Source organism: Arthrobacter sp. AL12, assembly GCF_029960645.1.
In the GTDB taxonomy this organism is placed as follows: Bacteria; Actinomycetota; Actinomycetes; order Actinomycetales; family Micrococcaceae; genus Arthrobacter.
The window spans coordinates 141,293-158,588 of the sequence record NZ_JASBQY010000008.1 but is presented as its reverse complement, the minus strand read 5'-3'; the positions used below and the strand labels follow the sequence as shown (position 1 = coordinate 158,588).

The 17,296-nt window shown below is 67.8% G+C and carries 20 protein-coding genes, 1 other RNA gene and 1 riboswitch; of the genes, 14 read left to right on the top strand and 7 right to left on the bottom strand.

The window, feature by feature from the left end; all coding sequences use genetic code 11:
• Nucleotides 1–15 precede the first annotated feature (15 nt).
• From QK291_RS11205 to QK291_RS11195, 3 genes are all read left to right on the top strand, one after another.
• A complete protein-coding gene (locus QK291_RS11205) occupies nucleotides 16–615 on the top strand; it encodes a GDSL-type esterase/lipase family protein (RefSeq protein WP_282381743.1) in 600 nt (199 codons plus the stop codon).
• 130 nt (nucleotides 616–745) lie between these two features.
• The gene (locus tag QK291_RS11200; RefSeq protein ID WP_282381742.1) at nucleotides 746–1,573 is read left to right on the top strand and encodes a DUF4097 family beta strand repeat-containing protein; all 828 of its coding nucleotides are present in this window, start codon (nucleotides 746–748) and stop codon (nucleotides 1,571–1,573) included.
• A complete protein-coding gene (locus QK291_RS11195; RefSeq protein WP_282381741.1) occupies nucleotides 1,573–2,193 on the top strand; it encodes a PadR family transcriptional regulator in 621 nt (206 codons plus the stop codon). The genes QK291_RS11200 and QK291_RS11195 overlap by 1 nt, the downstream gene beginning before the upstream one ends.
• 296 nt (nucleotides 2,194–2,489) lie before the next feature.
• On the opposite strand, the gene rsrA is transcribed toward QK291_RS11195, so the two are convergent.
• Both rsrA and QK291_RS11185 read right to left on the bottom strand, forming a co-directional pair.
• Nucleotides 2,490–2,750: a mycothiol system anti-sigma-R factor gene (gene rsrA / locus QK291_RS11190; RefSeq protein ID WP_282381740.1), complete on the bottom strand. Its 261-nt coding sequence runs from the start codon at nucleotides 2,748–2,750 to the stop codon at nucleotides 2,490–2,492.
• Complete coding sequence (locus tag QK291_RS11185; RefSeq protein WP_348994571.1) at nucleotides 2,747–3,619, bottom strand: sigma-70 family RNA polymerase sigma factor; 873 nt, start codon at nucleotides 3,617–3,619, stop codon at nucleotides 2,747–2,749. Before QK291_RS11185 ends, rsrA begins: the two co-directional genes overlap by 4 nt.
• A 315-nt stretch (nucleotides 3,620–3,934) precedes the next feature.
• On the opposite strand from QK291_RS11185, the gene QK291_RS11180 reads away from it, so the two are divergent.
• The 11 genes from QK291_RS11180 to QK291_RS11130 all read left to right on the top strand — a co-directional run bounded on the left by QK291_RS11180 (nucleotide 3,935) and on the right by QK291_RS11130 (nucleotide 12,712).
• The gene (locus QK291_RS11180) at nucleotides 3,935–4,516 is read left to right on the top strand and encodes a DoxX family protein (RefSeq protein WP_282381739.1); all 582 of its coding nucleotides are present in this window, start codon (nucleotides 3,935–3,937) and stop codon (nucleotides 4,514–4,516) included.
• Nucleotides 4,517–4,523: 7 nt separating this feature from the next.
• Nucleotides 4,524–5,954 (top strand): 3-phosphoshikimate 1-carboxyvinyltransferase, encoded by a 1,431-nt coding sequence (aroA, locus tag QK291_RS11175; RefSeq protein WP_282381737.1) that lies wholly within the window; start codon nucleotides 4,524–4,526, stop codon nucleotides 5,952–5,954.
• On the top strand, nucleotides 5,938–7,053 hold the full coding sequence (locus tag QK291_RS11170; protein WP_282381735.1) for a ribosome small subunit-dependent GTPase A: 1,116 nt from the start codon (nucleotides 5,938–5,940) through the stop codon (nucleotides 7,051–7,053). The genes aroA and QK291_RS11170 overlap by 17 nt, the downstream gene beginning before the upstream one ends.
• Before the next feature lie 110 nt (nucleotides 7,054–7,163).
• Nucleotides 7,164–7,976 (top strand): histidinol-phosphatase, encoded by an 813-nt coding sequence (gene hisN, locus QK291_RS11165; protein WP_282381733.1) that lies wholly within the window; start codon nucleotides 7,164–7,166, stop codon nucleotides 7,974–7,976.
• Between the two features lie 77 nt (nucleotides 7,977–8,053).
• Nucleotides 8,054–8,167, top strand: a riboswitch (SAM riboswitch).
• 34 nt (nucleotides 8,168–8,201) lie between these two features.
• Nucleotides 8,202–9,680 carry an aminotransferase class V-fold PLP-dependent enzyme gene (locus QK291_RS11160; RefSeq protein WP_282381731.1) on the top strand — a complete coding sequence of 493 codons (1,479 nt, stop codon included), beginning with the start codon at nucleotides 8,202–8,204 and terminating at the stop codon, nucleotides 9,678–9,680.
• A 134-nt stretch (nucleotides 9,681–9,814) separates the two neighbouring features.
• Nucleotides 9,815–10,573, top strand: a complete 759-nt coding sequence (locus QK291_RS11155; RefSeq protein ID WP_282381729.1) for a class I SAM-dependent methyltransferase — start codon at nucleotides 9,815–9,817, stop codon at nucleotides 10,571–10,573.
• Between the two features lie 36 nt (nucleotides 10,574–10,609).
• Entirely contained in the window at nucleotides 10,610–11,323 is a 714-nt protein-coding gene (locus QK291_RS11150) for a metal-dependent transcriptional regulator (protein WP_282381726.1), read from the top strand.
• Entirely contained in the window at nucleotides 11,310–11,723 is a 414-nt protein-coding gene (locus QK291_RS11145) for a CrcB family protein (RefSeq protein ID WP_282381724.1), read from the top strand. Before QK291_RS11150 ends, QK291_RS11145 begins: the two co-directional genes overlap by 14 nt.
• Nucleotides 11,720–12,094 carry a CrcB family protein gene (locus QK291_RS11140; protein WP_282381721.1) on the top strand — a complete coding sequence of 125 codons (375 nt, stop codon included), beginning with the start codon at nucleotides 11,720–11,722 and terminating at the stop codon, nucleotides 12,092–12,094. Before QK291_RS11145 ends, QK291_RS11140 begins: the two co-directional genes overlap by 4 nt.
• Nucleotides 12,095–12,156: 62 nt before the next feature.
• Nucleotides 12,157–12,528: a hypothetical protein gene (locus QK291_RS11135; protein WP_282381719.1), complete on the top strand. Its 372-nt coding sequence runs from the start codon at nucleotides 12,157–12,159 to the stop codon at nucleotides 12,526–12,528.
• A 49-nt stretch (nucleotides 12,529–12,577) separates the two neighbouring features.
• Nucleotides 12,578–12,712, top strand: coding sequence for a hypothetical protein (locus QK291_RS11130; protein ID WP_282381717.1), 135 nt, complete (start codon nucleotides 12,578–12,580; stop codon nucleotides 12,710–12,712).
• A gap of 109 nt (nucleotides 12,713–12,821) precedes the next feature.
• On the opposite strand, the gene ssrA is transcribed toward QK291_RS11130, so the two are convergent.
• From ssrA to ftsE, 5 genes are all read right to left on the bottom strand, one after another.
• Nucleotides 12,822–13,190, bottom strand: a transfer-messenger RNA (tmRNA) gene (gene ssrA, locus QK291_RS11125).
• Nucleotides 13,191–13,321: 131 nt separating this feature from the next.
• Complete coding sequence (gene smpB / locus QK291_RS11120; RefSeq protein WP_226759107.1) at nucleotides 13,322–13,792, bottom strand: SsrA-binding protein SmpB; 471 nt, start codon at nucleotides 13,790–13,792, stop codon at nucleotides 13,322–13,324.
• A gap of 108 nt (nucleotides 13,793–13,900) precedes the next feature.
• Nucleotides 13,901–15,346 (bottom strand): M23 family metallopeptidase, encoded by a 1,446-nt coding sequence (locus tag QK291_RS11115; protein WP_282381789.1) that lies wholly within the window; start codon nucleotides 15,344–15,346, stop codon nucleotides 13,901–13,903.
• A 34-nt stretch (nucleotides 15,347–15,380) separates the two neighbouring features.
• A complete protein-coding gene (ftsX, locus tag QK291_RS11110; RefSeq protein ID WP_282381710.1) occupies nucleotides 15,381–16,295 on the bottom strand; it encodes a permease-like cell division protein FtsX in 915 nt (304 codons plus the stop codon).
• Nucleotides 16,292–17,098, bottom strand: a complete 807-nt coding sequence (gene ftsE / locus QK291_RS11105; RefSeq protein ID WP_282381707.1) for a cell division ATP-binding protein FtsE — start codon at nucleotides 17,096–17,098, stop codon at nucleotides 16,292–16,294. Before ftsE ends, ftsX begins: the two co-directional genes overlap by 4 nt.
• Nucleotides 17,099–17,296: the final 198 nt, after the last annotated feature.

Here is a 17,296-nt window from a genome sequence, read left to right as displayed (position 1 = left end):
AGTGAAGAGGTAGTCGTGGAAGATCGAAAGCTGCGGATCGCAGCCGTGGGCGATGAAATGCTGGCCGGGCTGGGAGATCCCCGCGCGCTGGGCTGGCTGGGGCGGGTGCTGGCGCGCACGCCGCAGGACGGGCTGTCCCTGGAGTGCTATTCCCTGCCCTGCCCGCAGGAAGGCACGGAAGGCCTGGCCGCCCGCTGGTTCCAGGAAGCCGGCCGGCGCTTCAACGACCGCCACGAGAACCGCCTGGTGATCGGGCTCTCGGGACGCGACGTCGAGTTCGGGCTCTCTACGGCCCGCAGCCGGCTCAACCTCGCCAACATCCTCGACTCCGCGTCGCAGAACAAGATCGAGGTCTTCGTCGTGGGACCGCCGCCGACCCTGGACCCGACCCAGAACCGCAGGCTCGGCGAGCTCAACACCGCCTTTGCCGACGTCACCACGCGGCGCAAACACCTGTACGTCGACACGTTCTCCCCCCTGCTGAACCACGAGCAGTGGCGCCAGGACCTCGCCGCCAACGGCGGCACCCCCGGCCAGGCCGGCTACGGGCTGATGGCCTGGCTCGTGCTGCACCGCGGCTGGTTCCAGTGGCTGAAAATCGACGCCCCGGAGTAGCCTGCGCCCCACGACGCCCCCGGGAACTTCGCGATATATCTTGACTCCGCAAATTCGGCGATATATCGTGACTTTATAGTCACGATATATCGCATTGATTCGCAGCAGTATCGCCCCGCCCGGAGGAACCATGGCAGAGAACTACTGGACCGTCACCGGTCCGCAGACCATCGACGTCGACGGCGTCAGCTCGCTTAAGCTCGGCATCGTCCGGGGCCGGTTTGACATCGTCACGCACGATGAGGCCGTCGCCCGGATCGAAGTGGCCGACGTGCACGGGGACCCGCTGGCGGTCAGCCTCGTCGACGGCCGCCTGGAGGTCCGGCACCAGCTGAACGGGCCGCAGGGCTGGTTCAAGAACCTCATGGGCACCGTCAACAACAGCAGCAGCAACTCGGTGGTCATCAGCATCGCCCTGCCCGCCGGCGTCGAGGTCGAGGCAGGCACCGTCAGCGGCGACGGCATGGTCTCGGGGATCAGCGGGCGCACCCGGCTGAACACGGTGTCCGGTTCCGTCCTGGCCGACGGAACCTCCGGGGACCTGTCGGTCAGCACCGTGAGCGGCGAAGTGATCGCCCGCAACCACCACGGCGTCCTGACGGCCAAGAGCGTCTCCGGCGAGGTCACGGCCTCCGGCGATTTCAGCCACATCCGCGCCAACACCGTCAGCGGGGACCTGAGCTTCGACCTGCACGGCTTCACCGAGGACTTCGGGGCGAACTCGGTCTCGGGTGATGTCACCATCCGCCTCCCGCACGACGTCGGCGTGGACATCATCGCCAAGTCCGCCAGCGGCGCCATCGTGATTAACGACCAAAGGTACAACCAGCCCAGCGGAAGCGTGCAGACCATTGCCGGCCCTGACACCCAGCTCATGCTGGTCCGTACCAACTCCGTGTCGGGGAAGACCTCGATCTTCCACGGGCGGCCGGGCGCGGATCCCACGAAGGGTCCCTGATGCCTCCGGTCTTTGCCCACGGGGCACTGCGTCTCTACCTGCTCGCGCTCCTGGAGTCGGGTCCGAAGCACGGCTACGAGCTCATCAAGGCGCTCAGCGAACGCTTCGGCGGCACCTACTCCCCCAGCGCCGGCACCATCTATCCGCGGCTTGGCAAGCTCGAGGAGGAGGGGTTGGTAGCCACCCACACCGAGGGTCGCCGGACGTACTACAGCATCACACCGGACGGCCTTGCGGAGCTGAACAGCCGGCGGGACGAACTCGCCGGCGTGGAGAACGACATCTCCGCATCGATCCGGCGGCTCGCGGACACCCTGCGGCAGGACATCAAGGTCAACATGCGCGGGCTGCGGGCGGATCTGGCCGCCACGGCCGAGGCCGCGCGCTCCTCGGCCCGTGCGGCCGGATCAACGGTCGCGTCTCTGGCAGGCCAGCGGTACTCGCAGGAGGGCGACGGACGGCTGCGGGAGGCCGAGATGCTGGTGCAGGCCTTCCGGGATGACATCCGCGTGGAACTCCGCCGGCACGGCGGCCGGCACCCGATCACGCCCGTGACGCTGGAGACGGTCAAGACCGTGCTGGACCAGGCACGGATCTCCATACGCAACTCCCTGGACTGATTGGGCCGCTGTGATTGTCGCCTCTATCACCCCCCGCCCGCGCCGGTTCGCGGCGGGTGCCCTGATGTGGGAGACTTGAGGGCAGCTCTTTTGAGTACCAAAAATTAAGGAGGCCAGCTATGAGCAAGCGTGCACGTAAACGTCGTGACCGTAAGCGTGGCGGCGCGAACCACGGCAAGCGCCCCAACGCCTAAGCAAAGCTTGGAATGACAGCTTTAAACGAATGACCCCGGAAACCTCACGGTTTCCGGGGTCATTCGTTTTGACGGGCGAATCGTTGGGATGCCCCCGCCGGGTCAGGCTTCGACCGGGTTGCTGTTGTGAATCCGGTCCAGGATCGAGTTCTTGAGGTTCTCCGGGGCAGCCTCGGTGCAGGAACGCTTCACCATGACGCGGATGACACATTCGAGGTCGTACTGCTCAAAGCACTCCGGGCACCCGTCCAGGTGGTCCTTAATCTCGGCGATGTCATCGTGTGTGAGGGCACCATCCAGATACTCGTAGATACGTTGCATCCGGGCGTCGTCGCAGTCGCCCAGCCCCTGGCAGTCGCTCATTTCCTGTTCTCCTGTTTGTTGCTTCCGGCCGCCGCGATGGCATCGGCGCCCTTGAATCCCCGCTCGGCGGCGTAGTCGGCGAGCATGTCCCGCAGCATCTTCCGGCCCCGGTGCAGGCGGGACATAACAGTCCCGATCGGGGTGTTCATGATGTCTGAAATTTCCTTGTATGCGAAGCCCTCGACGTCGGCGAAATAGACCGCCAGCCGGAATTCCTCCGGGATGGCCTGCAGGGCGCGCTTCACGTCCGAATCCGGCAGGTGGTCCAGCGCCTCCGCCTCCGCCGAGCGGAGTCCGGACGAGGTGTGGGATTCGGCCCGGGCGAGCTGCCAGTCCTCTATGGTGTCGGAGTTCGACTGCAGCGGCTCGCGTTGCCGCTTGCGGTAGAGGTTGATGTAAGTGTTGGTCAGGATGCGGTACAGCCAGGCCTTCAGGTTCGTGCCCGGCTTGTACTGGTGGAACGCGGAAAACGCCTTCGTGTATGCCTCCTGGACCAGGTCCTCGGCATCAGCGGGATTCCGGGCCATCCGCATGGCCGCGGAGTAGAGCTGGTCCACGTACTGCATGGCGTCGCGCTCGAACCGTACCCGGCGTTCCTCCGTGGTTTCCGTCGCAACGTCCAGGGCCTGCCCGTCCACGATCGTCTCCCGGGCGGCCGCATCCCGCACGGCGTCAGTCGCTGCGGTGCCCGGTGATGGGGCGTCATTTACGGTGCCCGCCGGCGCGGCGCCAGGCTCCGGGACCGCTCCGGCGTCCGGGGCAGGTCCGGGAGGTGCGCCGGCGGGGCCGGCTACAGGTGACTTCGCGGGCGTGGCGCCGTTTCCGGTGACCTTGTGCATGGCCGCAACGGCCGGATCCATGGTGCTCATTGCGTCCCAGTCTACTGTCACCGCGCGGCGGGCGCCCGGAACTGCCGGACTTACCCGGTCCTGCCGGGCCATGGTCCACAATGACGCAGGTTCCGCCTCCAGTTGTGCGTCCTTCACCAGAATCAAATGTCCGCCTCCTGCTCACATCAGCTCGTCGTCAGCTCATTCATCATCAGCTCGTCGTCCGGCCGCAAACCGGCGGCCGGGACCTTTCATGCACAACCCCTCCCGGCAGGCAAATATTCCGCAAAAGTGCAAGACTAGAACCGGTTCTCCCGCAGTACTTCCGCGGTTCGTCCATCCAGGAGGAAATTCATGTCTTTTGTCCGCTTTCTCGCCCGTCCCATGCTCGCCTCCAGTTTCGTCCTTGCAGGCATGGACAAGCTCAAGAACGCGGATGACACGGCCACGCAGCTGTCACCCCTGCTGCGCCGCGCGGCTGAATCCCTACCGTTCCAGACCAACGAAAAGGTCCTGGCCCGCGTTATTGGCGGCACCCAGATCGGAGCGGGCGTGCTTTTCGCGCTCGGCAAGTCAGCCCGCCTCGCCGCGACTGTGCTGGCCGTCATCTCCGCACTCAACGGCTACGTTGAATGGCGCAGCGCCGACATCACCTCCAAGGAGGGCCGCGATGCCCGCCGCAAGCAGCTGCTCAAGAACGTCTCGCTGACCGGCGGCGTGCTGCTGGCTGCCGTCGACACGAACGGCCGGCCCAGCCTGGCCTGGCGCGCCGAGCACCTTGCCGCGGACATGAAGAAGTCCACCGGCCACCTCGCCGCGGACGTGAAGAAGTCCACCAACCACCTCGCCGCCGACGTCAAGAAGACCACCGGCAAGCAGCTGAAGAAGGCCGACAAAGCCGTACGCAATGCCGTAGACCACACCGTCGGGGCCTAAGACAGCAATGACAGGCACCACCCCCACCGCAGCTGCCCACACCGTTCCCGCCGCAGACACTCCGCCCTGGCGGGCGCCGTTCGCCGGACAGCCGCTCGACGCAACGGTCACCGTCCCGGGATCCAAGTCCCTGACCAACCGGTACCTCGTGCTGGCCGCACTCGCCGACGGACCCTCGCGGTTGCGCGCCCCGCTGCATTCCCGGGACTCAGCGCTGATGATCGAGGCTCTGCGGCAGCTCGGGGCCACCATCACGGAAGTTCCGGGGGACGGCGATTTCGGTCCCGACCTGGCCATCACGCCCTTCGGCCCGGACGCCACCGGGGCCCGGACCGGTATCGACTGCGGACTGGCCGGGACGGTCATGCGGTTCGTCCCGCCCGTCGCGGCCCTGCGCCGGGGAGTGACCCTGTTCGACGGCGACCCGCACGCGCGCAAGCGCCCGATGGGGCCGATCATCGAGGCGCTGACCGGGCTGGGCGTCGCTGTCACCGCCCCCGACGGCGGCCCCACCTCCTCGCTGCCGTTCGCCGTCGACGGCACCGGCGAAGTGCGCGGCGGCCACCTCGTCATTGACGCCAGCGCTTCCTCGCAGTTTGTCTCCGCGCTGCTCCTGGCCGGAGCCCGCTTCACTGAGGGACTGCACCTCGAGCATCGGAGCAAGGACGCCGGGCAGCCCGTCCCCAGCCTGGACCACATCAACATGACGGTCGCCGTGCTCCGCGGATCCGGGGTGGCCGTGGATGACTCCCGCCCGAACCACTGGATTGTCTCCCCCGGGCCCATCCGCGCCTTTGACCTCAGGATCGAACAGGACCTCTCCAACGCGGGCCCATTCCTTGCGGCGGCCCTGGCCACACGCGGCACCGTCCGCATCCCCAACTGGCCGGCCGAGACGACGCAGGTCGGCGATTTGTGGCGCAGCATCCTCACGATGATGGGTGCCACTGTGACCCTCATGGACGGCACCCTGACCGTCACCGGCGGCCCGGAGATCAAGGGCGCGGACTTTGACGAGACCAGCGAGCTCGCCCCCACGGTCGCCGCGCTCTGCGCCCTGGCCAACGGCCCCTCGCGGCTGAGCGGCATCGCCCACCTCCGCGGGCACGAAACAGACCGGCTGGCCGCTCTCGTCGCCGAGATCAACCGCCTGGGCGGCGACGCGGAGGAGACCTCCGACGGCCTCATCATCCGGCCCGCACCGCTGCACGGCGGTGTCGTCCACAGCTACGCCGACCACCGCATGGCCACGGCCGGCGCCATCCTGGGCCTCGCCGTTCCCGGCATCGAGGTCGAGGACATTGCGGCCACCGCCAAGACCATGCCCGGGTTCGCGCAGCTCTGGGAGTCCATGCTCGCCCAGGGCACCGCCGGCAGCGCGGCCCCCGCAGGCCCAGCCCCCGCAACGAAGGGCACGTCCGGTGGCACGCAGCACTGACTCCTGGGACGAATCCGACGTCCGGATCCGGCCCAACAAGAAGGGCACGCGGCCCCGCACCAAGGACCGGCCCGCCTACGACGACGCTGTCACCGGGCGGATCATCACCGTTGACCGCGGGCGCTACACCGCCGTCGTCGCCGAGGGCACCCCCGAGGAACGCAAGATCATCGCTGCCCGGGCCCGGGAGCTGCGCCGCAACCCCGTCGTCGCCGGCGACTTCGTCTCCCTGGTCGGGGACGTCAGCGGGGAACCGGACACACTGGCACGGCTGGTCAAGATCCAGGACCGCAGGACGCTGCTGCGGCGCAGCGCCGACGACACGGACCCCATCGAGCGCGCCGTCGTCGCCAACGCCGACACGCTGGTGATCGTGGTGGCGGCCGCCAATCCGGAGCCCCGGACCGGTTTCATCGACCGCGCCCTCGTGGCCGCGTACGACGCCGGCATCGAGCCGCTGCTGCTCGTCACCAAGGCCGACGTCAAGGATCCCGCGGAGCTGCTCTCCAACTACCAGCACCTTGCCTTCCCGGTGATCATCTCCAAGACGGCGGACTCCGCCGCCTCCGGCATCGATGCCCGCTCGGATGACGGGCTCTCCGCCCGGCTGGACAAGGACGCCGTCTCCCAGCTCCGGGCCCACCTCGACGGGAAGGTCACCGTCATGCTGGGCCACTCCGGCGTCGGCAAGTCCACCATGGTCAACGCACTGACCGGCGCCGAGCGCGCCACCGGCGGCGTCAACGCCGTCACCGGGCGCGGCCGCCACACCTCATCCTCCGCCCTGGCCCTCAAGGTCAACGAGGCGCCCCCGGGCAGCTGGATCATCGACACCCCGGGCATCCGCTCCTTCGGCCTGGCCCATGTGGATCCCGACCGGATCCTGCGGTCCTTCCCCGACCTCGAGCCCGGCACCGACGACTGCGAACGGGGCTGCAAGCACGATTCCAGTGCCGTCAACTGCGGCGTGGATGCCTGGGTGGCCGCCGGCCATGCCGGCGAATCAGGCCCCGCCCGGCTTGCCTCACTCCGCCGCCTGCTGGGGACCGACCCGCGGATGGAAGCCCAGGACGTCAAGGAACTGGGCACCGTCTCCTAGTCCGGCAGCGCGGCTGCCCGGGCCGTCAGCCGTCCCGCGGCGGGCGGCATCCGGCGGCGCAGCCCCGTGGCCTCCCGCCCCGGCGCCCGCTTTGCCGGTAGTTTGGAACCATGAGTCAACCCGCTTCGAGTTACAACGATGACCTGCGCCTTGCCCATGTACTGGCAGATTCCGTAGATTCCCAGACCATGAGCCGTTTCAAGGCGCTCGACCTTCGGGTTGAGACGAAGCCGGACCTGACGCCGGTGACCGACGCCGACAAGTCGGTTGAGGAAGCCATCCGCGGCCAGCTCTCCCGCTCCCGTCCCCGCGACGCCGTCCTCGGCGAGGAGTTCGGCAGTTCCGGCCACGGCTCCCGCCGCTGGATCATCGACCCGATTGACGGGACCAAGAACTTCGTCCGCGGCGTCCCCGTCTGGGCCACACTGATCGCCCTCGTCGACGAGGGCGAGCCGGTCGTCGGCGTCGTCAGCGCCCCGGCGCTGGGCAAGCGCTGGTGGGCCGCCAAGGGCGCCGGAGCGTACATGGGCCGTTCGCTGGCGGCCGCCACCCGGCTGAAAGTCTCCAACGTCGCCAAGCTCTCGGACGCTTCCCTGTCCTATTCCAGCCTAGGCGGCTGGAAGCAGCGCGGCAACCTCGACGAGTTCCTGGGCCTGACCGAGGAGGTCTGGCGCACCCGCGCGTACGGGGACTTCTGGTCCTACTGCCTCGTGGCCGAAGGCGCCGTCGACATCGCCTGCGAGCCCGAACTGAACCTGTATGACATGGCCGCGCTGGTCCCGATCGTCACCGAGGCCGGCGGGCGCTTCACCTCCCTCGAAGGCGAAGACGGCCCGTTCGGCGGCAACGCCCTCGCCACCAATTCGATCCTGCACTCGGAGGTCCTCAAACGCCTCAACCCGGGCCTGGACGACCTGCTCTAGGGAACTCCCGTAACAAAGCACTTCACATTCCGGCCCCGCCTTTTCTGCGGCAGCGGGCATGACCTACGCTCGAAGCAGGTCACGAGTGCCAGCGCTAAACCCCGGTTTGCTGGCCGGCAACCCTCCATTCGCGGTGGGGTGCCCCGGGTGACGACCTGGCCGGTCCGGAACGGACCCGGCAAGCGCGGATCCCCGGTGCGAGGGGTCCTTTTCGAGCGAGGTCCCATGACGACTGCCACCATTCCCGCCACTCCTGGATTCCAGGCCAGCGACAGCCAGGCCCGTCCCGACGAGCGGTTCGCCTTGGCCCGCCGGCCGCTGGCCGCAGTGACCGGCGCCGAGATCCAGGCACCGCTGATCCAGGGCGGCCACGTCCGCTACGCCAACCTGGACTATGGCGCCTCGGCCCCTGCCCTGTCGGTCGTCTCGGCCTACCTCAATGAGATCCTGCCGTTTTACGCCAGCGTCCACCGAGGCGCCGGCTACGCCTCGCAGATCAGCACTTCGGTCTACGAGAACGCCCGCACCATTGTCCGCGACTTCGTGGGCGGCCGGCCGGAGGATGCGGTAATTTTCACCCGGAACACCACCGATTCCCTGAACCTGCTGGCCGGCTGCCTGCCCGCCGTGGACGGCGTGCACACCGGCGACGTGCTCTACCTCGACATCGAGCACCACGCCAACCTGCTGCCGTGGCAGCGCGTCCCGCACCGCAGCGTCATCGCCGCCCCCACGCTCGCCGCCACCCTGGAACTGCTCCGTGCGGAGCTCGCCCACGGCGGCGTCAGCCTGCTCGCCGTGACCGGCGCCTCCAATGTCACCGGCGAGATCCTGCCGATCCGGTCCCTGGCCGCCCTGGCCCACGACTACGGCGCCCGGATCGTCGTCGACGCCGCCCAGCTGGCGCCGCACCGGCGGATCGACATCGCCGCGGACGACGTCGACTACCTCGCCTTCTCCGGGCACAAGCTCTACGCACCGTTCGGCGCCGGGGTTTTGGTCGGCCGCCCCGACTGGCTGGACGCCGGCACCCCGCACCTGGCCGGTGGCGGGGCCGTGCAGGACGCCCGGATCGACGGTGTCAGCTGGACCACCGGCCCCGCCCGGCACGAAGGCGGCTCCCCCAACGTCCTCGGCGCCGCCGCCCTGGCCCGGGCCACCCAGGTGATCGCCGACCTGGACGTGGACCAGTGGCACGCGCACGAAAACGCGATCCGGTCCTTCCTCGTCGAGGGCCTCGCCCGGATCGACGGCGTGAGCGTCCACCAGATCTTCATTGACAGTGCGTCCTTCGACTATCCGGCAGGCGCCGGGCCCGCCAACGACGAGGATACCGGCGCGGGTACCGGCACGATCGGCGTCGTCAACTTTTCGGTGAAAGGCTACGACGCGGGCCTCGTGGCGGCGTACCTGTCGGCTGAACACGGCATCGGGCTGCGGGACGGCCGCTTCTGCGCGCACCCCCTGCTCCGGCGGCTCGGGCTGCCTTCGGGCTCCCTGCGGGCCAGTTTCGGCCTGGGTTCCCGGCTGGAGGACGCGGAGCGGCTGCTAGCGGCCCTCCATGAGCTGCGCCGGACCGGCCTTGGCTGGGACTACGTCGTGGATGCCGGACGCTGGGTGCCCGCCAACGACACCCGCAGCTACCCGCACTGGGCCCCGAACACGCCAGGCACCGCCGGTGCGGCCCCCTGCACCCAGGACTAGCGGGTCCGGTGGCATACCACGGGGCACCTGTCGGGTCAGGGCACGCCCGGACGGATCCGGTGGGAAACCACCGGCCCTGCCGCGTGCGGTAAATTCAAATGGTACCCACCCGGACCTGCCGAAGGAGATCGCACGTGGCACGCGGCGGACCCAAGCTGCATCAGGAACGCCGCCAGGAGCTGGGGCTGAGCTTCCAGGGCGGCGGGGAACACTACGAACGCGTCCGCCCCGGATACCCCGCCGACTCGGCCGACTGGCTGATCCCCGCGGGCGCTAAGGACGCCGCGGACCTCGGCGCCGGAACCGGTAAGTTCACGGCCTTGCTGGTCGGGCGCGGCCTGCACACGATCGCGGTGGACCCTTCCGCCGACATGCTGGAACAGCTGCGCCGGACGGTTCCGGGCATCACCGCCGTCGTCGGGGCCGCCGAGCACACCGGGCTGCCCGCCGGTGCGTTCGACCTCGTGACCGTCGCCCAGGCCTGGCACTGGTGCGATCCGCTGCTGGCCAGCACGGAGATTGCACGGATCCTCCGGCCCCACGGTGGGCTGGGACTGATCTGGAACCAGCTGGACACGTCCGTCCCCTGGGTGCACCGCCTCTCGCGCATCATGCACGCCGGCGACGTCCACAAACCGGATTTCAGACCGCCCGTTGGCCCGGAATTCACGGGGCTGGAGAGCCACCTCACCCGCTGGGAAGATCCGGTGCGCACCGCGGACATCATCGAGCTGACCAAGTCCCGCAGCTACTACCTGGCGGCCGGTGAGGCGACCCGGGCCAGGGTCCTGGACAACCTCGAGTGGTATCTGCACGAGCACCTCGGCCACGACCGCGGCGAGATCCTCCCGGTCCCCTACCTGACGCAGAGCTGGCGGGCCGTCCGGGCCTGACGGTCTCCGGCGCCGCCTGACGGTAGGCTGGAAACTGTGAAGACCAGTCTGCCCTCCTCCTCGATCGAGGACTACGTCAAGGTCATCTACTCCTTTACGGAGTGGCAGGACAAGCCCATCACCTCCACCCAGCTGGCCCAGCGACTCGGCGTTGCCAACTCCTCGGTCTCCGAGATGGTCCGCAAGCTCAAGGACCAGGGCCTCGTGGACCACCAGCCCTACAGCGCCATCACGCTGACGCCCGACGGCGTCCGGCTGGCGCTGTCCATGGTCCGGCGGCACCGGCTCATTGAAACGTTCCTGGTCCGGGAGCTTGGCTACCGCTGGGATGAGGTCCACGACGAGGCCGAACTCCTGGAACACGCCGTCTCGGAGACGTTCATCGAGCGGATGGCAGCCAAGCTGGGGAACCCGGTCCGGGACCCGCACGGCGATCCGATTCCGGCGGCGGATGGCTCCGTCGAGGTGCCAGCGGCCCACCGGATGAGCGAACTCGACGACGGGCACACGGGCCGGATCACCCGGATCAGCGACGAAAACCCCGAGTTGCTGCGCTACCTGTCGGCCGAGGAGATCGATCTGGACGCCGAGGTCGAGGTCCTGGGCCGCAGGCCGTTCGGCGGCGCCCTGGTGGTGCGCATCGGATCCGGTGCGGCCCGGCACGAGTTCGACCTCGCCGAGGAAGTCGCCTCCGCTCTCTGGGTCCACAGCGAGTCCGGCCATCCCAGCTGCAGCCTTGAGCGAAACTAGCGGCTGGCGTGCGTGGGCGGCCGTCGCCGTCGGCGGCCTGATCGGAACGGAACTGCGCTACGGTGCCGGCCTGGTGTTCCCGGAGACAGCAGGCTCCATCCCCTGGACCACCCTGGTGATCAACGTCGTCGGCAGCTTTGTTTTGGCGGCCCTCACGACGGTCTGGATCGCACGGCCGAAAACAGCCTTCTGGCTGAGGGCCGGGCTCGGGCCCGGACTGCTGGGTTCCTTCACCACCTTTTCGGCCGTGGTGTTCGCCATCGACCAGCAGTTCCGTGCCGGTTTCCATGCCGGCTGGCTGGCCTACCTGGCCCTGTCGCTGGTCCTGGGTCTCGGCGCCGCGGCCGCCGGCTGGAAAACCGGCAAGGCCCTGGCCGACCTGGGCGGTGGCGCCGTATGATCACCGCTGCATTGGTGGGAGTCTTCGGCGTCGCCGGCGCCCTGCTGCGGTTCGCCGTCGACTCCTGGTTTGCGCACCACCCTGGGCGCCATCCGCACTGGCCCTGGGCGACCCTCACCGTCAACGTGACCGGCTCCTTCATCATCGGCGCCGCACTGGGGATCACCGCGCAGCTGGGACTCGGGGCCGAGTGGCAGTCCGGCCTCACGGCCGGGCTCGCCGGTGGTCTCACCACTTTCAGCTCCTGGACCACAGCCACGGTGCGGCTGGTCAGCGAGACGCGCTACCGCGCCGCCGCCCTCAACGTCGCCGCGAACCTTGTCGCCGGCCTGGCGGCGGCGGCGCTCGGCCTCGCCCTCACGGGGCTGTGACGAGCCTAACTCCGGCGCCCTGACGGCGATCCGGGGGCCGTCCCATCCCGTATCGTTGAAGGATGGTTACCCGACGTGAAGCAGCCCAGATCCTCGACATTCCGCTGGAAATGGCCCACCGTCACGGCATCCCGTCCCGGCTGAGCGAGACCGAACTCGGCGACCTCCTGGACAAGCCGCCGGCCTGGCTCGTCCAGTCCAAGGCCAACCGCACCGGCAAGCGCCCCATCTGGGTCCAGCTGACCTGCGCGGTCTGCGGGTTCTCCGAGGCAGCCCGGCCGAAGAAGTGGTGGCCGGAATTCACTTACGTGTGCTGCGCCCACCACGCGCCGTACGAGGTCCCGGGCGTCGCCGCGGGGCTGGTCCGCAGCGAGTATGAGGGTGTGGGGAGCCGTTTCGTCGGCATCGTGGACGTTGCGGTGCCCGAGGCGTAACTTAATATCACGGGGCCATCCCGGCCCCCTGCCGTTAGGGAGCGCCGACATGCCTGACAAAACGCCGCACCGGAGCATGGCCAAGAAGCCGGTGAAAACCATCAAGGAAAAACGGGCCGAGAAGAAGTCCAAGAACGTCGCGGAGACGCACACGGACCCCGTCGCCCACATCAAGAAGCGCTGAGCACGGCCCACCAGCCGGGCTGTGCAGGCAAAGCAAAAGGCCGGAAGCTGACGCTTCCGGCCTTTTGTGTGGAACTTTACGGGGTGGAGCACCGTCTCCGGCGCTCCGATGGTGGAGATGGGGGGAATTGAACCCCCGTCCGATGTCGTGTTGTCAGGGCTTCTCCGGGCGCAGTTTGCGTCGGATTTTCTCGGCCCCAGCCATGCTGCAAACAGCTGGCTGATCCGGGCCCAGTCATCAAAGAGTCCCGTTTACCCCGATGACGGGGGTAAACAGCAGTGGCTATCTAAATGACGCCAGGATCCGGGGCAATAGCAACCTCGGGCTGACGGACTGTCTTACTGCTTAGGCAGCGAGAGCGAAGTCAGTGCGTTTTGATTCGGCACTTATTGGTTTGCAGACAGCGTTTACGAGATAATTCTGCATCCTCGGCCCGCTTCACCTGTCGCGACTAACATCGTCGAAACCGATCATCCCCGTATTTTTTTATCAAACCGAACAGTTCTGGCGCTTGACCGCTACTGCGGTGTACGCGCCGTTCCTTACCGGACTATTAGCATAACGCACGTCCCCGCAGAATCATTCCCGTCGGTTTCGGGGGGCAGGTCCCTAGCGCCGGTTCCGCTCGCGCATGACGCGCAGGGCCTCGCGCTTGTCCTGCTGCTCGCGCAGGGTCTGGCGCTTGTCGTATTCCTTCTTGCCGCGGGCGACGCCGATCTCCACCTTGGCCCGGCCGTCCAGGAAGTACAGCTGGAGCGGGACGATCGTGAAGCCGGACTCGCGGATCTTGTGCGAGATCTTGGTGAGTTCGTCGCGGTGCAGCAGCAGCTTTCGACGGCGGCGCGCGGCGTGGTTGGTCCAGCTCCCCTGGTGGTACTCGGGGATGTGGATGCCCTCCATCCACAGCTCGTCGTTGTAGAAGGTGCAGAAGCCGTCGACCATGGAGGCGTGGCCCTCACGGAGGGACTTCACTTCGGTGCCCATTAGCGCGATCCCGGCCTCGTAGGTGTCGAGGATCGTGTAGTCGTGCCGGGCCTTGCGGTTGGTGGCCACTACCTTGCGGCCACTTTCTTTCGGCACGGTAGAACTCCTTGAATCGATGGGTGGGCCCGCTGCCGGGCCGGCGCGGGCTTCTTCCAGTTTACGGCAGAGCCGCAGCCCGGCCGCGGGCCTTCCGCTCCGGGCGGATCAGAGCAGGTTCATCGGGTCCACGGCCCGGCCGTTGAGCCAGGTCTCGAAGTGCGAGTGGCAGCCGGTGGAGTTGCCGGTGGTTCCCGAATAGGCGATCAGCTGTCCCTGGCTGACCTGCTGTCCGGGGGAAACAGTCACGCTGACGTTGTGGTAATAGATGGTGGTCAGTGAGTTTCCCTGGACGACGCCGTGCGAGATCTTCACATTGTTGCCGCCGCCGTCATTGGCCCAGCCCGCGGAGAACACGTTGCCCGCGGCGGCGGCGTAGACCGGCGTACCGCAGGCCGCGGCGAAGTCGATGCCGGTGTGCATGTAGCCACCCTGGCCGTAGAAGTCGGTGGTGCCCGGAGGAGTGGCGCGCCAGCCGAAGCCGGAGCTGATCCGCACGCCGTTGAAGGGGTGCCGCAACCCGAACGCCGACGGGTTTCCGGGCGGGGCGGGGACGTACGGTGCCGGGGCCGGCGCCGGCGGCCTGACCTGCCCGGCGGCACGGGCGGCCGCCTCGGCGGCTGCGGCGGCGGCTGCCGCAGCTGCCCTGGCGGCCTCGGCGATCCGCCGCTGCTCGGCTTCCCAGGCCTCACGCAGCTTGCGGTCACGCTCGATGATGTCCGCCGCGACGGCGTCCTGCTGGGCCTTTACCTGGGCGATCTGGGTCTGAATGGCGGGCTTGGCGGCCTGGAGTTCGGCGTCGAGGCGGGCGGTGTCGGCGATGAGCTGGTCCACCTGGGCCTTTTTGGCCTCGGCCTCGTCACGAGCAGCCTGTTCACGCGCCAATGCGGCGTCGGCCTTGGCCTTGAGATCCTTTATTTCGACTTCCACGGCTTCGAGCCTGGCCTGGGAGTTGACGTTGGTGGCGTTCTGCTGGGTGAGCTTGTCCATTGCGGAGTTCTGGCTGCGCATCGCTTGGTCGGCCAGGTCGATGGTGTCCGTAAGGCTGCCGCCGCTGTTCGAGCCGAAGAACAGCGAAAGGTTGGAGGGCACACCGCCGGACTTGTAGGCCTGGGTGGCGATCTGTCCGATCAGCTTCTTGGTGTCGGCGATTTTCTGCTTGTCTGTCTCAAGCTGCTGGGTGATCTTGGCCTTGTTCTGCTGTGCCAGGTCCACGCGAGCGGCGAGGGCCTCGGCCTCCTTGACGGCACTGGCCACGCGGCCCTGGGCCTCCAGCAGGGCCTGCTGCGCTCCGGGGAGCTGGCCCTGGTACAGGACGAGGTCCGAGGCGGCCTGCGCGATCCTGGAGTCCACGAATTCAAGGGAATGCTGGACCCGGGCTGCTTCCTCGCGGAGGGCGGCCTGCTGGTCCTCGAGGGTATCGGCGAACGCCACCGGGGTCGGTGCGCCCAGGCTCGCAGCCAGGACGAGCGTCAGCGCGGCGCTGACAAAGCGGCTGCGGCGGACCGCCGCCGGGAGCCGGTTCGAAGCCGGCCGGGGGGCGGGTCGGTGCATCCGTGTCATGGGTATTCCCTTTTCGTTGCGCACGCTAGACCCTCAAGTATCGCCGGAGGGTCAGGAGTGATGATACTCCTGCCAGCAGGACGCCGAGACCGATCAGGGCCGGCGCCAGGATCAGCGTCTGAGCTGCGGAGATGAAGGCGGTGTCCGGATACTGCTGGGACAGGTAGCCGCCGAGGAAGAAGTGCGCCACGGCCCACAGCGTTGCCGAAGCCAGCGCCGCGCCGATCACGGCGGCAATCACGCCTTCCAAAATGAACGGCAGCTGGATCACTATCTTCGATGCCCCGACCAGGCGCATGATCCCGGTCTCCCGGCGCCGGCTGAAGGCCGAGAGCCGGATCGTGGTGGCAATCAGCAGAATGGCGCAGACAATCATCACGCCGGCGACACTGACGGCCACGAGCGACGCCGCGTTCATGACCGAGAAAAGCCGTTCCAGCAGCTGGCGCTGATCGATCACGGTTTCGACGCCGGCCTGGGAGGAGAACGTCTCGCTGATGATCTGGTACTTCTCCGGGTCCTTCATGTTGATCCGGAATGAGGCCGGAAGCTGGTCCGGCGTCACCGAGTCCACAATCGGGGAGTTGGAGAACTGTTCCTTGAAGTGCTTGTACGCGTCGTCCTTGGACTCGAACTGGAAGTCGTTGACGTACTGGGCCACGGCGGGCGATTCAAGCAGCTTGGCCAGATTGTCCTGCTGTTCCGGGGTGGCCGGGCCGGTGGCGCAGCCGGCCGCCGTCGACCCGTCACTGCAGAGGAAGATGGCGACCTGGACTTTGTCGTACCAGTAGCCCTTCATCTGGTTGATCTGCAGCTGCAGCATGCCTGCGGCGCCGACGAAGGTCAGGGACACGAACGTCACCAGGATGACCGAGACCACCATGGAGAGGTTGCGGCGAAGGCCGCTGCCGATCTCGGCGAGGACGAACTGGAGCCTCACAGCTGACCCTCCCCTGCGGCGCGGGCATCGACCCCGGTGACGGCGGTCGGGACGGCAGCAGGCTCGGGTTCCCGCCCGCTCGCATCCCGCAGGCGGCGTGACTGTCCGACGATCGGAATCATGGAGGTGTAGAGGGCCTTGGCCTCGTCCCGGATGATGACGCCGTTGCGGAGCTCGACGACGCGTTTGCGCATCTCGTTGACGATGTCGTCGTCGTGCGTGGCCATAACGACGGTCGTGCCGTTCTGGTTGATCTTGTCCAGCACCCCCATGATGCCCATGGAGGTGGTGGGGTCCAGGTTACCGGTGGGCTCGTCGGCGAGCAGGATACCCGGCCGGTTGACGACGGCGCGGGCGATCGCCACGCGCTGCTGCTCGCCGCCGGAGAGCTCGTGCGGCAGGCGGTTTTCCTTGCCTTCGAGGCCGACGGTCTTGAGGACCTCTGGAACGGTGTCGCGGATGACGCTTCGGCTCTTGCCGATGACTTGCATGGCGAAGGCGACGTTGGCGAACACGGTCTTCTGCGGAAGCAGGCGGAAATCCTGGAACACGACGCCGATCCCGCGGCGGAGCCGGGGCACGCGCCAACTGGAAATGTTCGCTACGTTCTGGCCGGCGACGTAGACGGCGCCGGAGGAGGCCCGGTCCTCTTTGAGGACAAGGCGCAAGAAGGTGGACTTGCCGGACCCGGAGGCCCCGACGAGGAAGGCGAATTCGCCGCGGTCGATCTCAAGGTTGATCGAATCCAGCGCGGGTCGCGCCTTCTGGTCATAGACCTTGGTGACATTTTCGAAACGGATCATGGCCCTAAGTACCCTGCAGGACGTGGACGGGTACGGCCCTGTTCTGCTGCCGGCGCGCGGGCTTTCTAGTGGGGGAAGTAGAGCTCCGGCTTCTCGACTATACGCACGGGTCCGGGCGGATCGGCCCGAGCGCCGGGGCGTGTCGCAGGATTAGACCCGAGGGGCAGGTGTGGCCCAAGAGGCAGTAGCGGCGCGCGT

Excerpts from the sequence above, each read along its gene's own strand:
- QK291_RS11180 (WP_282381739.1), top strand. The coding sequence starts at position 3,935 with ATGTCTTTTGTCCGCTTTCTCGCCCGTCCCATGCTCGCCTCCAGTTTC.
- aroA (WP_282381737.1), top strand. The coding sequence starts at position 4,524 with ATGACAGGCACCACCCCCACCGCAGCTGCCCACACCGTTCCCGCCGCA.
- QK291_RS11160 (WP_282381731.1), top strand. The coding sequence starts at position 8,202 with ATGACGACTGCCACCATTCCCGCCACTCCTGGATTCCAGGCCAGCGAC.
- hisN (WP_282381733.1), top strand. The coding sequence starts at position 7,164 with ATGAGTCAACCCGCTTCGAGTTACAACGATGACCTGCGCCTTGCCCAT.
- QK291_RS11200 (WP_282381742.1), top strand. The coding sequence starts at position 746 with ATGGCAGAGAACTACTGGACCGTCACCGGTCCGCAGACCATCGACGTC.
- QK291_RS11185 (WP_348994571.1), bottom strand. The coding sequence starts at position 3,619 with ATGAGCACCATGGATCCGGCCGTTGCGGCCATGCACAAGGTCACCGGA.
- QK291_RS11115 (WP_282381789.1), bottom strand. The coding sequence starts at position 15,346 with ATGCACCGACCCGCCCCCCGGCCGGCTTCGAACCGGCTCCCGGCGGCG.
- QK291_RS11135 (WP_282381719.1), top strand. The coding sequence starts at position 12,157 with ATGGTTACCCGACGTGAAGCAGCCCAGATCCTCGACATTCCGCTGGAA.
- ftsE (WP_282381707.1), bottom strand. The coding sequence starts at position 17,098 with ATGATCCGTTTCGAAAATGTCACCAAGGTCTATGACCAGAAGGCGCGA.
- QK291_RS11140 (WP_282381721.1), top strand. The coding sequence starts at position 11,720 with ATGATCACCGCTGCATTGGTGGGAGTCTTCGGCGTCGCCGGCGCCCTG.
- QK291_RS11130 (WP_282381717.1), top strand. The coding sequence starts at position 12,578 with ATGCCTGACAAAACGCCGCACCGGAGCATGGCCAAGAAGCCGGTGAAA.
- QK291_RS11195 (WP_282381741.1), top strand. The coding sequence starts at position 1,573 with ATGCCTCCGGTCTTTGCCCACGGGGCACTGCGTCTCTACCTGCTCGCG.
- rsrA (WP_282381740.1), bottom strand. The coding sequence starts at position 2,750 with ATGAGCGACTGCCAGGGGCTGGGCGACTGCGACGACGCCCGGATGCAA.